At 69.1% G+C, this 16,039-nt stretch carries 15 protein-coding genes and 2 pseudogenes; 9 read left to right on the top strand and 8 right to left on the bottom strand.

Annotated features, from left to right (window positions below; translation table 11 throughout):
* Nucleotides 1-9: 9 nt before the first annotated feature.
* Together ACP95_RS16190 and ACP95_RS14220 are read right to left on the bottom strand one after the other, a co-directional pair.
* Nucleotides 10-180, bottom strand: coding sequence for a hypothetical protein (locus ACP95_RS16190; protein WP_202593845.1), 171 nt, complete (start codon nucleotides 178-180; stop codon nucleotides 10-12).
* Between the two features lie 60 nt (nucleotides 181-240).
* Nucleotides 241-1,500: a carboxylate--amine ligase gene (locus ACP95_RS14220; protein WP_202593844.1), complete on the bottom strand. Its 1,260-nt coding sequence runs from the start codon at nucleotides 1,498-1,500 to the stop codon at nucleotides 241-243.
* 267 nt (nucleotides 1,501-1,767) lie between these two features.
* Between ACP95_RS14220 and ACP95_RS14215 the strand changes: the two genes are divergently transcribed.
* Entirely contained in the window at nucleotides 1,768-3,201 is a 1,434-nt protein-coding gene (locus ACP95_RS14215; protein ID WP_049981832.1) for a DUF389 domain-containing protein, read from the top strand.
* Here ACP95_RS14215 and ACP95_RS14210 read toward each other — a convergent pair.
* Complete coding sequence (locus ACP95_RS14210) at nucleotides 3,127-3,522, bottom strand: hypothetical protein (RefSeq protein WP_049981831.1); 396 nt, start codon at nucleotides 3,520-3,522, stop codon at nucleotides 3,127-3,129. The two genes, ACP95_RS14215 and ACP95_RS14210, sit on opposite strands and share 75 nt — an antisense overlap.
* A gap of 75 nt (nucleotides 3,523-3,597) precedes the next feature.
* Nucleotides 3,598-4,266 carry a DUF4382 domain-containing protein gene (locus ACP95_RS14205; protein WP_049981830.1) on the bottom strand — a complete coding sequence of 223 codons (669 nt, stop codon included), beginning with the start codon at nucleotides 4,264-4,266 and terminating at the stop codon, nucleotides 3,598-3,600.
* Between the two features lie 266 nt (nucleotides 4,267-4,532).
* On the opposite strand from ACP95_RS14205, the gene ACP95_RS14200 reads away from it, so the two are divergent.
* The 4 genes from ACP95_RS14200 to ACP95_RS14185 all read left to right on the top strand — a co-directional run bounded on the left by ACP95_RS14200 (nucleotide 4,533) and on the right by ACP95_RS14185 (nucleotide 8,716).
* Nucleotides 4,533-5,669 (top strand): branched-chain amino acid ABC transporter permease, encoded by a 1,137-nt coding sequence (locus ACP95_RS14200; protein ID WP_049981829.1) that lies wholly within the window; start codon nucleotides 4,533-4,535, stop codon nucleotides 5,667-5,669.
* Entirely contained in the window at nucleotides 5,666-7,024 is a 1,359-nt protein-coding gene (locus ACP95_RS14195) for a branched-chain amino acid ABC transporter permease (RefSeq protein WP_049981828.1), read from the top strand. Before ACP95_RS14200 ends, ACP95_RS14195 begins: the two co-directional genes overlap by 4 nt.
* Entirely contained in the window at nucleotides 7,017-7,895 is an 879-nt protein-coding gene (locus ACP95_RS14190) for an ABC transporter ATP-binding protein (protein WP_082224701.1), read from the top strand. The genes ACP95_RS14195 and ACP95_RS14190 overlap by 8 nt, the downstream gene beginning before the upstream one ends.
* Before the next feature lie 122 nt (nucleotides 7,896-8,017).
* Nucleotides 8,018-8,716, top strand: coding sequence for an ABC transporter ATP-binding protein (locus tag ACP95_RS14185; RefSeq protein ID WP_049981849.1), 699 nt, complete (start codon nucleotides 8,018-8,020; stop codon nucleotides 8,714-8,716).
* Nucleotides 8,717-8,747: 31 nt separating this feature from the next.
* Here ACP95_RS14185 and ACP95_RS16185 read toward each other — a convergent pair whose 3' ends face one another.
* From ACP95_RS16185 to ACP95_RS14175, 3 genes and pseudogenes are all read right to left on the bottom strand, one after another.
* On the bottom strand, nucleotides 8,748-9,086 hold the full coding sequence (locus tag ACP95_RS16185; RefSeq protein ID WP_202593843.1) for a hypothetical protein: 339 nt from the start codon (nucleotides 9,084-9,086) through the stop codon (nucleotides 8,748-8,750).
* Nucleotides 9,087-9,151: 65 nt separating this feature from the next.
* Nucleotides 9,152-9,973: pseudogene (locus ACP95_RS16660) on the bottom strand (ABC transporter substrate-binding protein); the annotation flags it as partial.
* 114 nt (nucleotides 9,974-10,087) lie between these two features.
* On the bottom strand, nucleotides 10,088-11,242 hold the full coding sequence (locus ACP95_RS14175; protein ID WP_049981826.1) for an acyl-CoA dehydrogenase family protein: 1,155 nt from the start codon (nucleotides 11,240-11,242) through the stop codon (nucleotides 10,088-10,090).
* A 191-nt stretch (nucleotides 11,243-11,433) separates the two neighbouring features.
* Between ACP95_RS14175 and ACP95_RS14170 the strand changes: the two genes are divergently transcribed.
* From ACP95_RS14170 to ACP95_RS14160, 3 genes are read left to right on the top strand one after another with little or no spacing between them, the layout of a single operon-like run.
* Nucleotides 11,434-12,489: a metal ABC transporter substrate-binding protein gene (locus ACP95_RS14170; RefSeq protein WP_049981825.1), complete on the top strand. Its 1,056-nt coding sequence runs from the start codon at nucleotides 11,434-11,436 to the stop codon at nucleotides 12,487-12,489.
* Nucleotides 12,486-13,229 carry a metal ABC transporter ATP-binding protein gene (locus tag ACP95_RS14165; RefSeq protein ID WP_082224699.1) on the top strand — a complete coding sequence of 248 codons (744 nt, stop codon included), beginning with the start codon at nucleotides 12,486-12,488 and terminating at the stop codon, nucleotides 13,227-13,229. Before ACP95_RS14170 ends, ACP95_RS14165 begins: the two co-directional genes overlap by 4 nt.
* Nucleotides 13,226-14,254, top strand: coding sequence for a metal ABC transporter permease (locus tag ACP95_RS14160; RefSeq protein ID WP_049981823.1), 1,029 nt, complete (start codon nucleotides 13,226-13,228; stop codon nucleotides 14,252-14,254). The genes ACP95_RS14165 and ACP95_RS14160 overlap by 4 nt, the downstream gene beginning before the upstream one ends.
* Nucleotides 14,255-14,278: 24 nt before the next feature.
* Here the strand turns inward: ACP95_RS14160 and ACP95_RS14155 are convergent, their stop codons facing one another.
* Nucleotides 14,279-15,454: an inorganic phosphate transporter gene (locus tag ACP95_RS14155; RefSeq protein WP_049981822.1), complete on the bottom strand. Its 1,176-nt coding sequence runs from the start codon at nucleotides 15,452-15,454 to the stop codon at nucleotides 14,279-14,281.
* 171 nt (nucleotides 15,455-15,625) lie between these two features.
* On the opposite strand from ACP95_RS14155, the pseudogene ACP95_RS14150 reads away from it, so the two are divergent.
* Nucleotides 15,626-16,039, top strand: a pseudogene (locus ACP95_RS14150) (hypothetical protein); the annotation flags it as partial.

The raw sequence follows: 16,039 nt of genomic DNA, 5'->3' as shown, positions 1-16,039 counted from the left end.
CACGGCCGCTCAGTCGGCGATGTAGCGGGCGATCAGGACGATTGGGACGACGGGAATCGCCAGCCCCGTGACGAGGAGGGCGACGGCGATTATTAGCTTCGCCGTCCCGCTCGAGTCGTCCCAGACCGACCGGGAGAGGCTGTCGATGCTCGACGCAGTTCGTTGAACGAGTCCGGCCATCCCCCACGCTACACGCCAGCGACGGGTAAACCCCGTCGTCCGGATTTGGGACCGGGTCGGTCAGTGATGCCGGGGTCGACGATCCCGCTGGTCGGCGAAGTTGCCCCCGGGGAGTCGCTCGTCGACGCCGTCGGGGAGCACCCGCCGGACGCCGGCGATGAACGGACCCGGGTCGTCGAGCGCGAGGTAGTCGAAGCGCGGCTCGCGCACGATCGAGGCCGCGATCTCCCAGACCGTCCCCGGGATCGACGGGCGCTCGACGTGGGGCGACTCCTCGGTGAGCACGCTGGCGAGATACCCCAGCTCGCCGTGGAGCATGTGGGTGCCGACGCCGACGTCGTACTCGCAGTCGATCTCGTCGGCGCGGCCGGTCGCCGCCAGCCAGTAGTAGTACGGGTAGTCAGCGCCCGCCCGAACGGTCGAGGGGAGGGACTGCCACATCCGGGGGTTGATCTCGGTCAGTACGTACTCGCCCGTCTCGGCGTCCCGCATGTACTCGATGCAGGCGAGGCCGTGCCAGTCCAGTTCCGCGAGCAGCGCCCGACCCACCCGCTCCAGTTCGGGGTCGTCCGTCGAGCGCCGGTAGACGCCGCCGCCGCCGGTGTAGGAGTTCCCCCGGATCTGACGGTGCTGGAACGTCGCCAGCGGCTCGCCGCGGTCGTACAGCCCGGTGAACATGAACTCCTCGTCGTAGTGGACGAACTCCTGGACGATCGGGTCGTGGCCCATCGAGCGCCGGATCGCGTCGGGATCCGGCGGGTCGTCGCGGACGACGTGGTGGATATCCTTCACCACGTCCATGTCGTCGGGCGTCAGCCCGTCGACGTAGGCGTCCGTCAGTACGTTGTACCGGGACTTGATCAGCAGATCCTCGTTCCAGTCGTCGACGTCGGCCAGCCGCCGGGTCTCGGGCACGGGCACGCCCGCGGACTCGGCGATCTCGGCCAGCCGGAGCCGGTCGTGGACGTTCCGCAGCTGGGCCATCGTCGGCACCACCAGCGAGACGTGCTCGGCGAAGAGCGCTTCGTCGCGGGAGAGCACGTAGCAGTCCTCCGGCCGGACCGGGATCACCGTCCGGACGTCGTCGCGCGCCGCGAGATCGAGGAGCGCGTCGCGGTACGCCGTCAGCCCCTCGCGGGGCGCGGGGAGCGACACGAACTCGTCACAGTAGCGCGAGGCCGCGGCGGGAACCCCGGTCTTCTCGGAGGCGACGACCGAGCCCACCCCCTGTCTGGCGAGCGAGCGGACGCAGGTGTAGCTCGCCGCGTCGTGCCCCGTGGGGATCAGGGCGCGTTCGCCCGTTGAGTGGCTGTCCGGCATTGCGATACGGCGTGCTTGGCGCCACGCCGCGATTAGTATACACGGACAAACAGCCGAAGGGGCTGCATACCGCCCGTGCCGTCGACCCCTCGCCCGCGGTCGTATCGCTCACCCTATCTCGTGGGACGGGCCGAATCCAGAGCACGCGGGTCTACGTCGCAGGTCGTCGACGACGCCGGGGGCTTTCCGGCAGGGAGAGCGCGATCCACGGGTCGGGCCGCGCAGTAGTCGGCTGGTAGTGAAATGAGCGGCCACCGATCGGACGGTATGCGACTCGTTCAGGTGTTCGTCCCCGCCGAGGAGCAGGCGGCGGTCCGGGAGGCGCTGGGGGAGATGGGCGTCGAGTTCCTGTTCACCGACGCCGACGGTCGCCGGGACGGGAAGCTCGCGTCCGTCCCGGTGCCGGCTGGTGCGGTGGATACCGTGCTCGAGCAGCTGTACGACGCCGGGCTCGACGAGAGCACCTACACCGTCGTCACGGACGTCGAGCGAGCCACCGTCCCGAACGTCGAGGAGATAACGGATCGGTACGTCGAGGGCCCGACGGGCGACCGCGGCGTCTCGAACGACGAAGTCCGGGAGCGGGCGACCGACCTGACCCCGGACACGGTGACGTACCTCGCGTTCGCCATCGCGAGCGCGGTCGTCGCCGTCGGCGGGCTGTTGCTCGACTCCGCCATCGTCATCGTCGGCGCGATGGTGATCGCGCCGTTCGCGGGGTCTACGCTGTCGGCCAGCGTCGGCGCCGTCGTGAGCGACCGGGAGATGGTCGTCGACAGCGCCAGTTCGCAGGTCGCGGGGCTCGCCGTCGGCTACCTGGGTGCCGTCGCCATGAGCCTCGCGCTCCAGCGGTCCGGGTTCGTGCCGTCGACGCTCGACGTGGGCCACGTCGGACAGGTCGGCGCGTTCGTCACGCCGAACGTGCTGACGCTCGCGATCGCGATCGCGGCGGGGTTCGCCGGCGCGCTCGCGCTCGCGACCGACCTCCCGGTCTCCATCGCCGGCGTCGCCGTCGCCGCGGCGATCGTCCCCGCGGCGGCGGTCGCCGGCATCGGCACTGTCTGGGGGGAGCCGCTGATCGTCGCGGGCGCGACCGTCCTGCTGCTGATGAACATCGTGTTCATCAACCTCACCGCGTACCTGACGTTTCTCGCTCTCGGCTACCGATCGTCCGCGGTGTTCGACATCCGCGAGACCGCCACCGTCTCGCTGCGCACCGGCGCCTACGCCGTCGTCGTCCTCGCCTTCCTCCTCGTCGCCGTGCTGACAGCGGGCGGGACCTACCAGCATCTCGTCTTCGAGCAGCGCGCCAACGACGCGGTCCAGGAGGTGCTCGACGACGACCAGTACAGCTCACTGGAGCTCGCCGCCGTCGAGACCGAGTACAACGACGCCGGCGTGTTCAGCGACGAGGTGTCGGTGACGGTGACCGTCGGGCGCTCGACCGACCTCGAACACGAGGGGCTGGCCGCGGCGCTACGGGGCGCGATCGGCGCCGCGACGGAGCGATCCGTCGGCGTCGACGTGCGCTTCGTCGACTACCAGCACGCGGCTGCCGTCGGCGACGACCGCGACGGGCCGTGGTGGCTGTCGATCCGGCGCTGGCTGCCGCTCCCGACGGCCCACTCAGTCGCGGAGTCGTCGCCACAGGCTGCGACCCTTCAGGCGGACCTTGTTGAGGAGCGCGCCGACCCGGCGTGACCGGGCCAGCAGGCGGAGCGCCCGGAGCGATCGCCCGGCGCGGAGCAGCCGCAGCGGCCGGAACCAGGGGACGACAGTGAGGATCAGGAACCAGTGGGAGCGCACGAACCCCCGGAGGTCGTCGTCGGCCCACCGGTAGAGCAGCACGAGATCGACCAGGAAGACGAGCAGGAGCCACTGGAGCGCGGCGCGGGCCGTCGACGCGGTCGCGGCCGTGACCGCGAGCAGGTCGAGCGAGGCCGCGACGTCGACGGCGAACAGCAGCACCCACGCGAGGGTGATGACCTCGACGAACGGCGGCCACCAGCGTTCGGCGTCCATCGACGGGCCGCTAGGCGCTGGCGACGTAAACCGTTGCGTCCGTTGAAAGGCGCTCCAGAAAACCCGCGGGCGACGTTACTGGCTCGGCGTCGGCGTCGCCGTCTCGGTCGTCTCGTCGTAGGAGACCTCGGTGCCGGAGGCGACCGGCTGGAGCAGGTACGAGCCGGTCTGGCCGCGCTTGACCGGCGTGAAGTCGGCGGTGAACGTCGTCCGGGTGTTTTCGCGGATCTCGAACGACTCCTTGAACTGCAGCGGCGCCTCGCCGGGCGTCCCCACGTCGGCGTCGCTGCCGTCGTCGAGCGTGGCGTCGACGCCCGACACGTCGAGCTGGAGGTACGCGTACGTCCCCGTCTCCAGTTCGCGCTCGTCGACGAGCGCGGTGTTGCCGTCCTGGAGCTGGACGAGGTCGGCCTCCTGTGCCTCGTCGTACTCGTAGTACGTGCGCTCGTCGCTCTGGTCGACGTCCTCCTCGTCCTGTTCTTCGACCGTCTCTGTCGAGTCAGTGGGCTCCTCGGTCTCCGTCCCGTCGGTCTCCGAGCCGTCGCCCTCCTTCACCCAGAACCCCTCGATGGTGACGACACAGCGCTCGAAGTCGTCGATGTCGCCCGGCGCGTCCTTCACCTTCGTCGCGAGCGTCCCCGTCGCCGCGCTGCTGGAACAGCCGGCCAGCGCCGTGACGCCAGCGAGGCCGACCGCGCCTGCCGCTCGGAGGTACGTTCGTCGTGATGTCGTTGTGTCGCGCATGCAGTCAGACCAACCCGCCAAGGAGGGGTAAACCCGGGAGATACTCCGCCGGAGTTGGGGGCGCGTTCAGCCGAGTTAACCACGGATTAAGGCGGGAGAACCGCACGCGGCCGGTCGGGTCGGCTCCCCGCAGAGCTAACGTCGGTTCGCCCGCTCTCGCGCGCACCCCGGGCGTCGCGACGACCGATCGGTCCGTCGACGCCCCCCGAATCGCGGTAGCGAATTTTTATATCCGTTCGGGGGGGAGAGAGATGTGAACACAATACATGGTACTTTCTGACACGTACAGTGATGCCCGACGGACGCTGGTCGAGCGGCCCGCAGTCGTCCTGTTGGGACTCGTGATCGGCTATCTCCTCGTCGATCTCGCGGCCAAGCTCGCCGGCACGACCGTCGACGTGGCGGGTGTCCAGCTCCTCGGCGGCTCGACCGCGGTCTCACAGGTCGCCCGCTACGTGCTCGACGGGCTGATCGTCGGTCTCGTGATCGGGCTGGCGGGCGTCGGCCTCTCGATGACGTACAGCATCCTCAGCTTCGCGAACTTCGCCCACGGCGACTACATCACCACCGGCGCGTTCTCCGGCTGGTTCGCGGCCTACCTCGTCGCGTTCGTCACCCTCAACGTCGACGCGCCGTTCGGGAACGTGTTCCTCGTGAACGCGCCGTCGCTCGTCTCGGTGGTGAACGCGCCGCTGGCGGTGCTGATCGGCCTCGTCGCCTCCGGCGTCCTGACCGTCGCCGTGGTGCTGTTCCTCGACCGCATCGTCTACAAACCGATGCGCGACAAGGGCGGGATCCCGCTGCTGATCGCGTCGATCGGCGTCGCGCTCGCGCTGCGGTACGCGATCGTGTTCGTGTTCGGGACCGGCACCCGGGGCGTCACCGAGACCGGGTCGATCCCCTCGGTCGACATCCCGGTCGTCGACGGCTACGTGCCCCTCAACGCCCACGAGGTGACGCTCATCGTCGCCGCCGTCTCGCTGATGTTCGGCGTCCACTTCCTGCTCCAGCGGACGAAACTCGGAAAGGCGATGCGCGCGATGGCGGACAACAAGGATCTCGCACAGGTCACGGGGATCCCGACCGAGCGCGTCGTCCGCACGACGTGGATCATCGGCGGCGGGCTGGCGGGGATCGCCGGCTTCCTCATCGTGCTCGAACGCGGGACGCTGAACTACAACATCGGCTGGCGGCTCCTGCTGTTGATCTTCTCCGGCGTGATCCTCGGCGGGATCGGCAGCGTGTACGGCGCCATCGGCGGCGGGATCGTCATCGGCATCGCCTCGCGGCTCTCGCTGGTGTGGATCCCCTCCGACTTCGCCCGGGTCGTCGCCTTCGCCGTGATGATCCTGGTGCTGCTGTACCGACCGTCGGGGCTGTTCGGCGGGGTGAAAACCGCATGAGCCTCGGCGACCGCGCCTGGGCGGCGGTGCCGGCGTACTTCAAGGCGAACGACGTGCGGCTCGTCGCGGGGCTACTGCTCGGGACGTACGTCCTCTACGGTGTCTCCAGTGCCTTCCTCGCCGCCGTCAACAACGCCTCGATGGCCAACGCGGTCATCAACGAGATCGCGAGTATCACGTTCCTGATCGCGGTGTACGCGCTGCTGGCGCTGGCGCTGAACCTCCACTGGGGGTACACCGGGCTGTTCAACATCGGCATCGCGGGGTTCATGGCGGTCGGCGTGTACGCGATGTCGATCCTCGCGGCGTCGCCGACGGCGTCGCCGCCCGGGCTGGGGCTCCCGGTGCCGGTCGCCGTCGTCGGGGCGCTGCTCATCACCGCCGTCGTCGGCGGGCTGGCGGCGCTGCCCGCGCTCCAGCTGGACGCGGACTACCTCGCGATCGTCACCGTCGGGCTCTCGGAGATCATCCGGCTCGTGCTCAACGCCAGCTACTTCGCCGGCACCGTGACGGACCCGGAGGCGAGCGGCTACAACGTCGTCGACGTGTTCGGGATCACGTTCGGGACCGGCGGGGGTCAGGGTATCTCGACGCCCAGTAGCGGGCCCGCCCGGGCCATCTACGAGACCGAGACCGGGCTCACCCCGATCGGCGAGGTCGTCTACGGCGCCGCCGACGCGGCCGGCGTCGGGACGAGCGTGGTCACCGACGGCACGTACGCGCTGGTGCTGCTGCTCGGCTTCGTGACGGCGTACTACGTGCTGCTGAGTCGGATCGGGAACTCGCCGTTCGGCCGCGTGCTGAAGGCGATCCGCGAGGACGAGCTCGTAGCCCGCTCGCTCGGGAAGGACACCCGGCTGTTCAAGATCAAGGTGTTCATGGTCGGCTGCGCGCTGATGGGGCTGGGCGGGATCCTCTGGCAGGGCTCCTACGGCTACGTCAACCCCAACACGTTCCGCCCGATCGTGACGTTCTACATCTTCACGGCGCTCATCGTCGGCGGCGCGGGCTCGAACACCGGCAGCGTCGTCGGCGGCGCGGTGTTCGCCGCGTTCCTGCTGGAGGGGCCACGCCAGGTCGCGGGGCTGGTCACCGCCGTCTCCCAGCTACTGTTCGGCTCGCTCCCGAGCGCGCCGAACTTCTACGCCGCGATGGTCTCGCTCGACCCCCTCACCTGGCTGGGCTACCTCGTCGACAGCGTGGCCTACCTGAAGTTCGTCTTCCTCGGTGCGGTGCTGGTGTACCTGATGCAGAACCGCCCCGACGGCATTATGGGTCACCGCAAGGAGACTGCCGCGAGCGTCGACCTCAGCGACAGGACCGTCCGCGGCAACGGGGGTGAGAGCGATGAGTGACGCCGACGACGGGCCGGAGCAGCCGGTCGCGGCGACGCCGCCCGAGGAGCTCGCGGAGACCCAGGACAGCGGCACCGAACGCGCGGCCCGGGAGACGCCGCCGAGTATCCCGCTCCGCGTCCGGAACCTCCGGAAGCGCTTCGGCGGGATCACCGCCGTCGACGGCGCCTCCTTCGAGGTCGAGGCGGGCTCGGTGACGGGGTTGATCGGGCCCAACGGCGCCGGGAAGTCGACGACGTTCAACTGCATCACCGGCGTCCACGAGCCCGACGGCGGCGCCGTCTACTTCGACGGCGAGGAGATCACGGGGCTGTCGCCGCCGGAGATCGCGAACCGCGGGCTGGTGCGGACGTTCCAGATCGCCCGCGAGCTGGAGGAGATGAGCGTGCTCGAGAACATGATGCTGGCCCCACCGCACCAGCGCGGCGAGAAACTGGTCAACGCCGTCACCCCCGGCCTGCGCGACGACGTGATCGAACAGGAGATCGAGCTCCGCGAGGCGGTCTGGGAGACGCTGGAGCTGTTCGAGATCGACCACCTCGCCGAGGAGTACGCGGGGAACCTCTCGGGCGGGCAGCGCAAGCTGCTGGAGCTCGCCCGGGCGCTGATGGCCGACCCGGAGATGCTGCTGCTCGACGAGCCGTTCGCGGGCGTGAACCCGACGCTCGAGGAGAAGCTGCTGGACCGCATCCACGACCTGACCGAGCAGGGGTACACGTTCCTGCTCGTCGAACACGACATGGACCTCATCATGCAGAACTGCGAGCACGTGATCGTCATGCACCAGGGGAACGTTCTCGCGTCGGGGACGCCGGCAGAGATCAGGGACGACGAGCGCGTCGTCGAGGCGTACCTCGGGGGTGAAGTATGAGCTCGGACGACGAGGGAGCGGTCGTCGACGGGAGCGAGCAGGATACCCCGGAAGCGGCCACGGTCAGCGGACAGCAGGCGGCCACGGACACCGGCAACCCGTTCACGACCGCGACGGACAGCCTGCTCCAGGTGTCCGGGCTCGACGCGGGGTACGGCGACCTCCAGATCCTCGAGGGCGTCGACCTGAACGTCGAGGCCGGCGAGTACGTCACCGTCGTCGGCCCCAACGGCGCCGGCAAGTCGACCGTGATGAAGTCGATCTTCGGGCTGACGACGCTGATGGGCGGCCGCGTCGAGTTCGGCGGCGCCGACATCACGGGCGAGAAGCCCGAGGACGTGATCCACCTCGGGCTGGGGTACGTCCCGCAGTCCGACAACATCTTCCCCTCGCTGTCGGTGCTCGAGAACCTCGAGATGGGGGCGTACATCCTCGACGAGGTGCCCCAGGAGCAGCTCGAGGCAGTGTTCGACCGGTTCCCCATCCTCGAGGAGCGGAAGGGGCAGACGGCGGGGAACCTCTCGGGCGGCCAGCAGCAGATGCTCGCCATGGGCCGGGCGCTGATGCTCGACCCGGACCTCCTCCTGCTCGACGAGCCCTCGGCCGGGCTGGCGCCCGACCTCGTCGACGACATGTTCGACCGGATCGACCGCATCAACGACGGCGGCACGGCGATCCTGATGGTCGAGCAGAACGCGAAGGAGGCGCTGCGGCGCTGTGACCGCGGCTACGTGCTCGTGCAGGGGGAGAACCGGTTCATGGACCGCGGGACGGCGCTGCTGAACGACGAGCAGGTCCGCCGGGAGTTCCTCGGCGGCTGACTCGCGCGAAAAAGGGAACGACCGAGGGCGACTACCCGCCGAACTCCACCTGGTCGACCTCGGTGAAGTCGCGGTCCTCCACCTCGTAGATGCCGTAGGCGACCGCCCGCATGTCGCCGTTGTCGTCGAAGTTGACGGCCGACGACGCGCCCTGGTAGTTGATCTCGTCGCCCGCCGCGGCCGCCTCGACCGCCTCGGCCAGTTCGCCCGGGTTGAACTCCTCGCCCTCGGGGTTTGCCGCGTTGCGCATGTTGTCCCGGACCGCGGGGCCGGAGTTCTCCCCGGCGTACACGTTCGCGAGGAAGCTAACCGCCGTCGCGTCGTAGGCGTGGGCGTTGAACACGCCCGGCTCGCGGTCGTACTCCTCCATGTACAGCTCGTCGAACGCGTCCCGGCCCGGCCCGGACGCTTCGGCGCCGTACAGGTGACGTTGCCCATGTCGTTGTCGACCTCGTCCGGGAGGCTGTTCGAGAGGAGGCCGTCGGTGACGACGATGTCCTCGCCGGTGTCGTAGTCGCTGTAGTAGTCGCGGAACAGCGTGATTCCGGACGCCGGATAGCCGATCACGACGAGCATGTCGGGCTCGCCCTCGAGCGCCGTCTCGAGCTGGGAGCTGTAGGAGTTCTGCTCCTGCTCGAAGGAGACTTGGGCCGACACCTCGCCGTCGTGCTCGCTCTCGAACGTGCTCGTGAACGACTCCGAGAGCGCCTGCCCGTAGTCGTTGTTGACGTACATCGTCGCGGCCGAGCTGTTGCCGAGCTCCTCGGCGCCGACCTGGGCGATCACCTGACCCTGCAGCGCGTCGGAGGGACACGTCCGGAAGTAGAAGTCGTCGTCGTCGAGCTCGGTGACCGCCGGCGACGTCGACGCCGGCGAGCAGCCGACCGTCTCGTTCGGGATGAGCACCTGCTGGGCGACCTGCATGGTGACGCCCGAGGACGCCGCCCCCGTGATCGCCGGGAACCCGTTGTTGACCAGCGTCTCCGCGCCGGAGATGCCGGCCTGCGCGTTCGTCTCGGTGTCCTCCTCCTGGATGTCGAACGTGAACTCGGTCTCGCCCTCGAGCTCGGCCGCGGGCAGGATCGCCCCGTCACGGATCGGCCCGCCGAGATCGCCGAGGTCGCCCGTCAACGGCATGAGGACGCCCTGCTGGATCGTCCGGGTACCCCCGTTCCCGCCGAGACAGCCGGCGACACCGACGGCACCTGCCGTTCCGACGCCTTTCAGCACGTCGCGTCGTGTTACTGATCGAACCATGTGGGCGCATCTTCTATGTGCTACCTTATAAATGTGAGTCAATAACAAACACGTCAGGGGCACGCACGGTGCCGGGTCAGCCCGCAGAACGCTGCTCCCGGCCGCCGAGGTCGTTCAGTACCCCTCGTCGAGCAGCTCGCGGGCGACGATGTTCTTCTGGATCTCGGTCGTCCCCTCGTAGATCTGGGTGATCTTCGAGTCGCGGTAGAGCCGCTCCACGTCGAAGTCGTCGACGAAGCCGGCGCCGCCGTGGATCTGGACCGCCTCGTCGGCGGCGTCGGTCGCCACGTCGGAGGCGAACTCCTTCGCCATCGACGCCAGCATCGTGAGGTCGTCCTCGGCGTGGTCGACGCTCCAGGCGGACTTGTACGTGAGCTGGCGGGCGGCCTCGGTCCGGGTGTGCATCTCCGAGAGCTTGTGCCGGATCGCCTGGAACTCCGAGATGGGCCGGCCGAACTGCTCGCGCTCCTCGGCGTACTCCAGCGCGCGCTCGTTCGCCCCCTTCGCGATCCCGACCGCCTGGGCGGCGACCATCGTCCGCGTCTCGTCGAAGAACTGCATCAGCTGGGGGAACCCCATCCCGCGCTGGCCGACGAGGTTCTCCTCGGGCACGCGCACGTCGTCGAACCGGAGCTCGGCGGTGTCGCTCGCGCGGATCCCCAGCTTCCCGGTGATCTTCTCGCTCTCGAAGCCGTCGCGGTCGCGCTCGATCAGGATCTGGGAGAAGCCGGTGTAGCGGTCGCCCACGTCGGGGTCGGTCTCGCACATCACGACGAAGTAGTCGCCGATCGAGCCGTTGGTGATCCACATCTTCGAGCCGTTGATCACCCACTCGTCGCCGTCTTTCTCGGCCCGCGTCGACAGCGAACTCACGTCCGAACCGGCGTGGGGCTCGCTGATCGCCGCGCCCATCACCGCCTCGCCCTCGGCGATCGGCGGGAGGTACTGCTCCTTCTGCTCCTCGGTGCCGAACTCCATGATCGCCTCGGCGCCGAACCCCGCGCTGGTGACACAGAGCCCGATCCCGGGGTCGACCGCGAATAGCTCCTCGGTCACGAGCGCCATGTCCAGCGTCGAGTAGCCGACGCCGCCGTACTCCATCGGGAAGTGGGCGCCCGTCAGCCCCATCTCCGACGCCTTCTCGACGATCTCGGCGGGGTACTTCTCCTCGCGGTCGTACTCGCCGGCGACCGGCGCGATCTCGTTCTCGGCGAACCGTCGCACTTCCTCGCGGAGCTGCTCCTGCTCCTGGGTCAGTCCGTAGTCCATGGCCTATACAACGAGAAACACGTGAAGAATTTTTCGGCGAACGCGACCGCCGGACCACCGATCCGGGTCGCCGGTTCGGCGGGTGTGGCCGGTGGACCGTCGACCGGTGCGCCCCTGCAGGGTTTAGAGGCGTCTAAATATTTGCTTCACCGAAGCTATTTTCTGTGTTCGGTGCTCCCCTCCACACGACAATGGACGACACGAACCGGTCGTCGACGACGAACCGACTCTCGCGCCGGGCGGCGATCGCCGCCGGTGCCGGCGCCCTCGCGGCCGGGTTCGCCGGCTGCACGAGCGGTGCCGGGAGCACCGCGGGGGAGGAGGAGTCGGTCGTCACGGCGTCTTTCTTCAGCTTCTACGACTTCGCGCGCGTCGTCGCCGACGGCACCCCGATCCGGGTCGAGAACCTCGTGCCGACCGGCCTCCACGGCCACGGCTGGCAGCCCAACGCGAGCATCACGCGGGAGATCATCGAGTCCGACGCGTTCCTCCACGTCGGCGAGGGGTTCCAGCCCTGGGCCGACCGCGCGATCCAGACGATGAGGGACGACGGCGTCGACACGGCGCTGATCAACGCCCGGGAGGGGATCGAACTGCTGGATCTCGCCGCCAGCCTCGACCGGGAGGAGGAGGGCGTCGGCGAGCAGCAGGGGAAAGACCCCCACTTCTGGCTGGACCCCCAGCGCGCGAAAACCTCCATCGACAACATCACCGAGGGGCTGGTCGAGCTCGAGCCGGACGCCGAGGACACGCTCCGGGAGAACGCCGAGCGCTACAAGTCCGAGACGATCGAGGAGATCGACGCGTCCTACCGGGCAATCTTCGACGCCGCCGACCGCGACGTGGTCCAGCTGGCGGCCCACAACGCGTTCCAGTACATCGGCGCCCGCTACGACGTGGCGATGCGGCCGCTGGTGACCAACCTCGCCGCCAGCGGCGCGGTCGCCCCCGAGGACATCCGACGGGCACAGGAGGTGATCGCGGAGAACGACATCCGCTACGTCGCCAACGGCGTGTTCGAGGCCCGCCGGCCCGCGAGACAGCTGATCGAGGAGACGCGGGCGGAGGCGTACTTCCCGGTCACCCCCTACGCCGGCGTCCGCGAGGACTGGGTCGAACAGAACTGGGGGTACGCGGAGATCGCCTACAACATCAACATGCCCACGTTCGAGGTCGTCCTCGGGAACAAACCGCCCGAGGAGGCCGGCCCCGACGGCTGGAGCGAGGAGTGGAGGAACTTCGAATGACCGACGACGCCGTCGTCGACCTCGCGGACGTGGCGTTCGGCTACACCGCCACCCCGGTGGTCGAGGAGATCTCCCTGCGGGTCGAGTCGGGCGAGTACGTCGCCATCGTCGGGCCGAACGGCTCCGGCAAGTCGACGCTGATGAAGCTGATGCTCGGGCTGCTCCGCCCCGACTCGGGGACCGCCCGCCTGTTCGCCGAGCCCGCCCACGAGTTCGACGAGGGGTCGCGGCTGGGCTACGTCGCCCAGCACGCCAGCGCGTCGAAGGAGATGCCCATCACGGTGAGGGAGGTCGTCAAGATGGGGCGGTTCCCCCACGTCGGCTTCGGCCGGCTCTCCGAGTCGGACTGGGAGCGGGTCGACGAGGCGCTCGACACCGTCGGGATGACCGCGTTCGCGAACCGCCGGGTGACCCAGCTCTCGGGCGGCCAGCGCCAGCGGGCGTTCATCGCCCGGGCGCTGGCGAGCGAGGCCGACCTGCTCGTGCTCGACGAGCCCACCGTCGGCGTCGACGCCGAGTCCGTCGACGCGTTCTACGAGCTGCTGAACTCGCTGAACGAGCAGGGGATCACGGTCCTGCTGATCGAGCACGACCTCAGCGCCGTCACGAACCACGCAGAGCGGGTGATCTGTCTGAACAAGCAGATCTACTTCGACGGCCCGACCGACGAGTTCGTCGACAGCGACGCGCTGGCCCGCGCGTTCGGCACGGCCGCGGGGATCGTCGGGGGTGGGCGATGACCGCGCCCGCGCTGCAGGCGAGCGCGCTCGACGCGCTGCTGTCGCCGCTGTACTGGTTCCTCGAGCTCTGGTCGGCGCTGCTGTCGTGGGTCGGCGAGGCGACCGGGCTGGGGCTGCTCCAGTACGGGTTCATGCACCGCGCGATCCTCGTCGGCCTCTGTGTCGGCATCATCGCGCCGCTGATCGGCACGTTCCTCGTCCACCGCCAGCTGGCGCTGATCGGCGACGCGCTCGCCCACACGGCGTTTGCGGGCGTCGCCGTCGGGCTGTTCCTCAACGCCGTCGTCGACCTCGGGGTCAGCCCGTACCTCACGGCGGTCGTCGTCGCCATGATCGCGGCGCTGCTGATCGAACTGATCTCGGAGACGACCGACGCGTACAACGACGTGTCGATGGCGATCGTGCTCTCGACGGGGTTCGCGCTGGGGACGACGCTGATCAGCATCAACGCGGGCGGGCTGACCGTCAGCGTCGACCAGTACCTGTTCGGCAACCTCTCGACGGTGACGACCCAGAGCGCCGCGATCCTGCTGGTACTGTTCGCCGTCGTCGTCGGCGTCGTCGCCGTCACCCGGAACCAGCTGCTGTACGTCACGTTCGACGAGACGGCCGCCGAGGTCTCGGGACTCTCGGTGAGCTGGTACAACCGGATCATGGTGATGCTGACCGCGCTGGTCGTCGTCGGCGCGATGCAGATCATGGGCGTGATCCTCGTCGCCGCGATGCTGGTGGTGCCCGTCGCCGGCGCGGCGCAGGTGTCCCGAAGCTTCACCGAGTCGCTGCTCGTCTCGGTGGTGCTCGCCGAGCTCGCGGTGCTGCTGGGGATCGCGATCTCCTACTACGCCGGCGCGACCGCCGGCGGCGTCGTCGTGCTCGTCGCGGTCGGGATCTACGCGCTCGCGGTGGTCGCGGGGAAGATCCAGACCGCCGTCGGCGAGGAGGCGACCCCCGAGATGGGGAGCATCGACGCCGGCGAGGGACGGAGTCCCTCCGGCGGGCAGATCGCGTCCGACGACGCCGACTGACGGCGAGTCGCGCCCGCGAGCGGGCTACCAGACGAACTGGAACAGGAGGGTGAAGGTGACGTAGGCGCCGGCGGTCGAGAGGACGGGCACGACGTTCTGCATGATCAGCACTCGGCCCGTCGTTTCGGGATCGAACAGGTCAGACGCCGCCGGGATGTCCTCCGGCTCCTCCTCGCCGATACCGGGCGCCTCCTCGCCGGGCTCCTCGGCGGCCAGCGCGCCGACGGAGACGCTCGGCGACTCCTCGCCGCGCACCCCGCCCGAGAGCGTCGCCGTCCGGGTCGCGCGCCCCCAGCCGAGGCCGACGATCGAGGTGGTCGCGATGATCACGAACGAGGCGGGGATCCCGATCGCCGAGAGGCCGATCACGATGGTCGAGGAGACGATCGCGACGACGATGGCGGCGGTGAGCGGGAGGTCGGTGATGTCGTTGCCCAGCGTGTCGAGCGTCCGGCGCGCGATCGTGAACGCGCCGACGGCGACGGCGCCACAGCCGAGCAGGATCATCATCTCCATCTCGACGCCCGCGCCGACCAGCGGCGCGATCGCGTTCGCGATGTTCGACGTGCCCGAGGAGAACGCCATCAGGCAGCCGATCAGGATCACGACGATCCCGCCGATCATCTCCCGCCGGGTCGTGTTGGGGCCGGGCACCGGCCGCGGGACGGCGCCGGAGCGGTCGAGCTCCATCAGCGCCCCCTCGCTGCTGTCGATCGCGACCCACTCGTTGATCCGCGGGTAGAGGTACCGGCCGATCATCCCCGACACCCAGAAGCCGACGATCGGGGCGACGATCCACCAGACCGCGATCTCGCCCATGACGACCCAGTCGAGCGAGTCGGTCGCGACGCCGAGACCGGCGATGGAGCCGACGGCGGTCATCGACGTCGACGCAGGGACGCCGAAGTAGTTGCCGACGAACAGCGCGCCGCCGATGAAGAAGAGGACGACGATGCTCGTCTCGATCGTGAACACGCCGGCGCTGGTGATGAGCTCCTCCCCCAGCTTGTCGACGACGCGGCGCCCGATCGTCCACGCGCCGACGAAGAAGAACACCGCCATCAGCGCCGCGGCGCCGGTCTTGGAGATGGCGTCGGAGCCGACCGCCGGCCCGAACGCCGGCCCGGTCGTCGAGCCGCCGATGTTGAAGCCGACGAACAGCGAGACCACGATACCCAGGATGAGAAGAACCTCGACCATACGTGGAGCAACGGCGCGTCGCTCTTAAGCCGTTGGACCGGGTCCCGCCAGCGCGGCCGCGCTCGGCCCGGGGGGACCCGCGGGCCGGGAGAGATGGGTATACCCGTCTGGAACCCGCCCATCCGGTATGAACGACAGCAGACAGCACGAGCGCCCGCGGGTGATCGCCCGATGAAGCCGTCCCGCGTCGACGCCGCCGTCGACATCGCGTACGGACTGACCATCTTCGTCGCCATCGTCCTGATCCTCGAGCTCGGGACCGCCGTGGGGGTCGCGTTCGGGCTGGGGGTACTGCTCTCCTACATCATCCACATCGCCTGGAAGATGGCGCGGTTCGACCCCGACTGGATGACCCAGGAGGTCACCGAGAAAGTCAGCGACACCGTCTCCGAGACGGTGAGCCAGGAGGTCGAACAGACCGTCAGCGAGGAGGTCGACCAGGTGACCGAGGAGGTCTCCGAGACCGTCACCGACACCGTGAGCGAGGAGGTGTCGGAGAAAGTCTCCGAGGAGGTCTCCGAGAAGGTGACCGAGGAAGTGACCGAGGAGGTCAGCCAGAAGGTGAGCGAGGAGGTCGAGGAGACC

It is taken from the genome of Halolamina rubra, assembly GCF_000739555.1.
GTDB lineage: Archaea > Halobacteriota > Halobacteria > Halobacteriales > Haloferacaceae > Halolamina > Halolamina rubra.
Note: the sequence above shows the minus strand (reverse complement) of the source record. Positions and strands in the feature narration are given on the sequence as shown.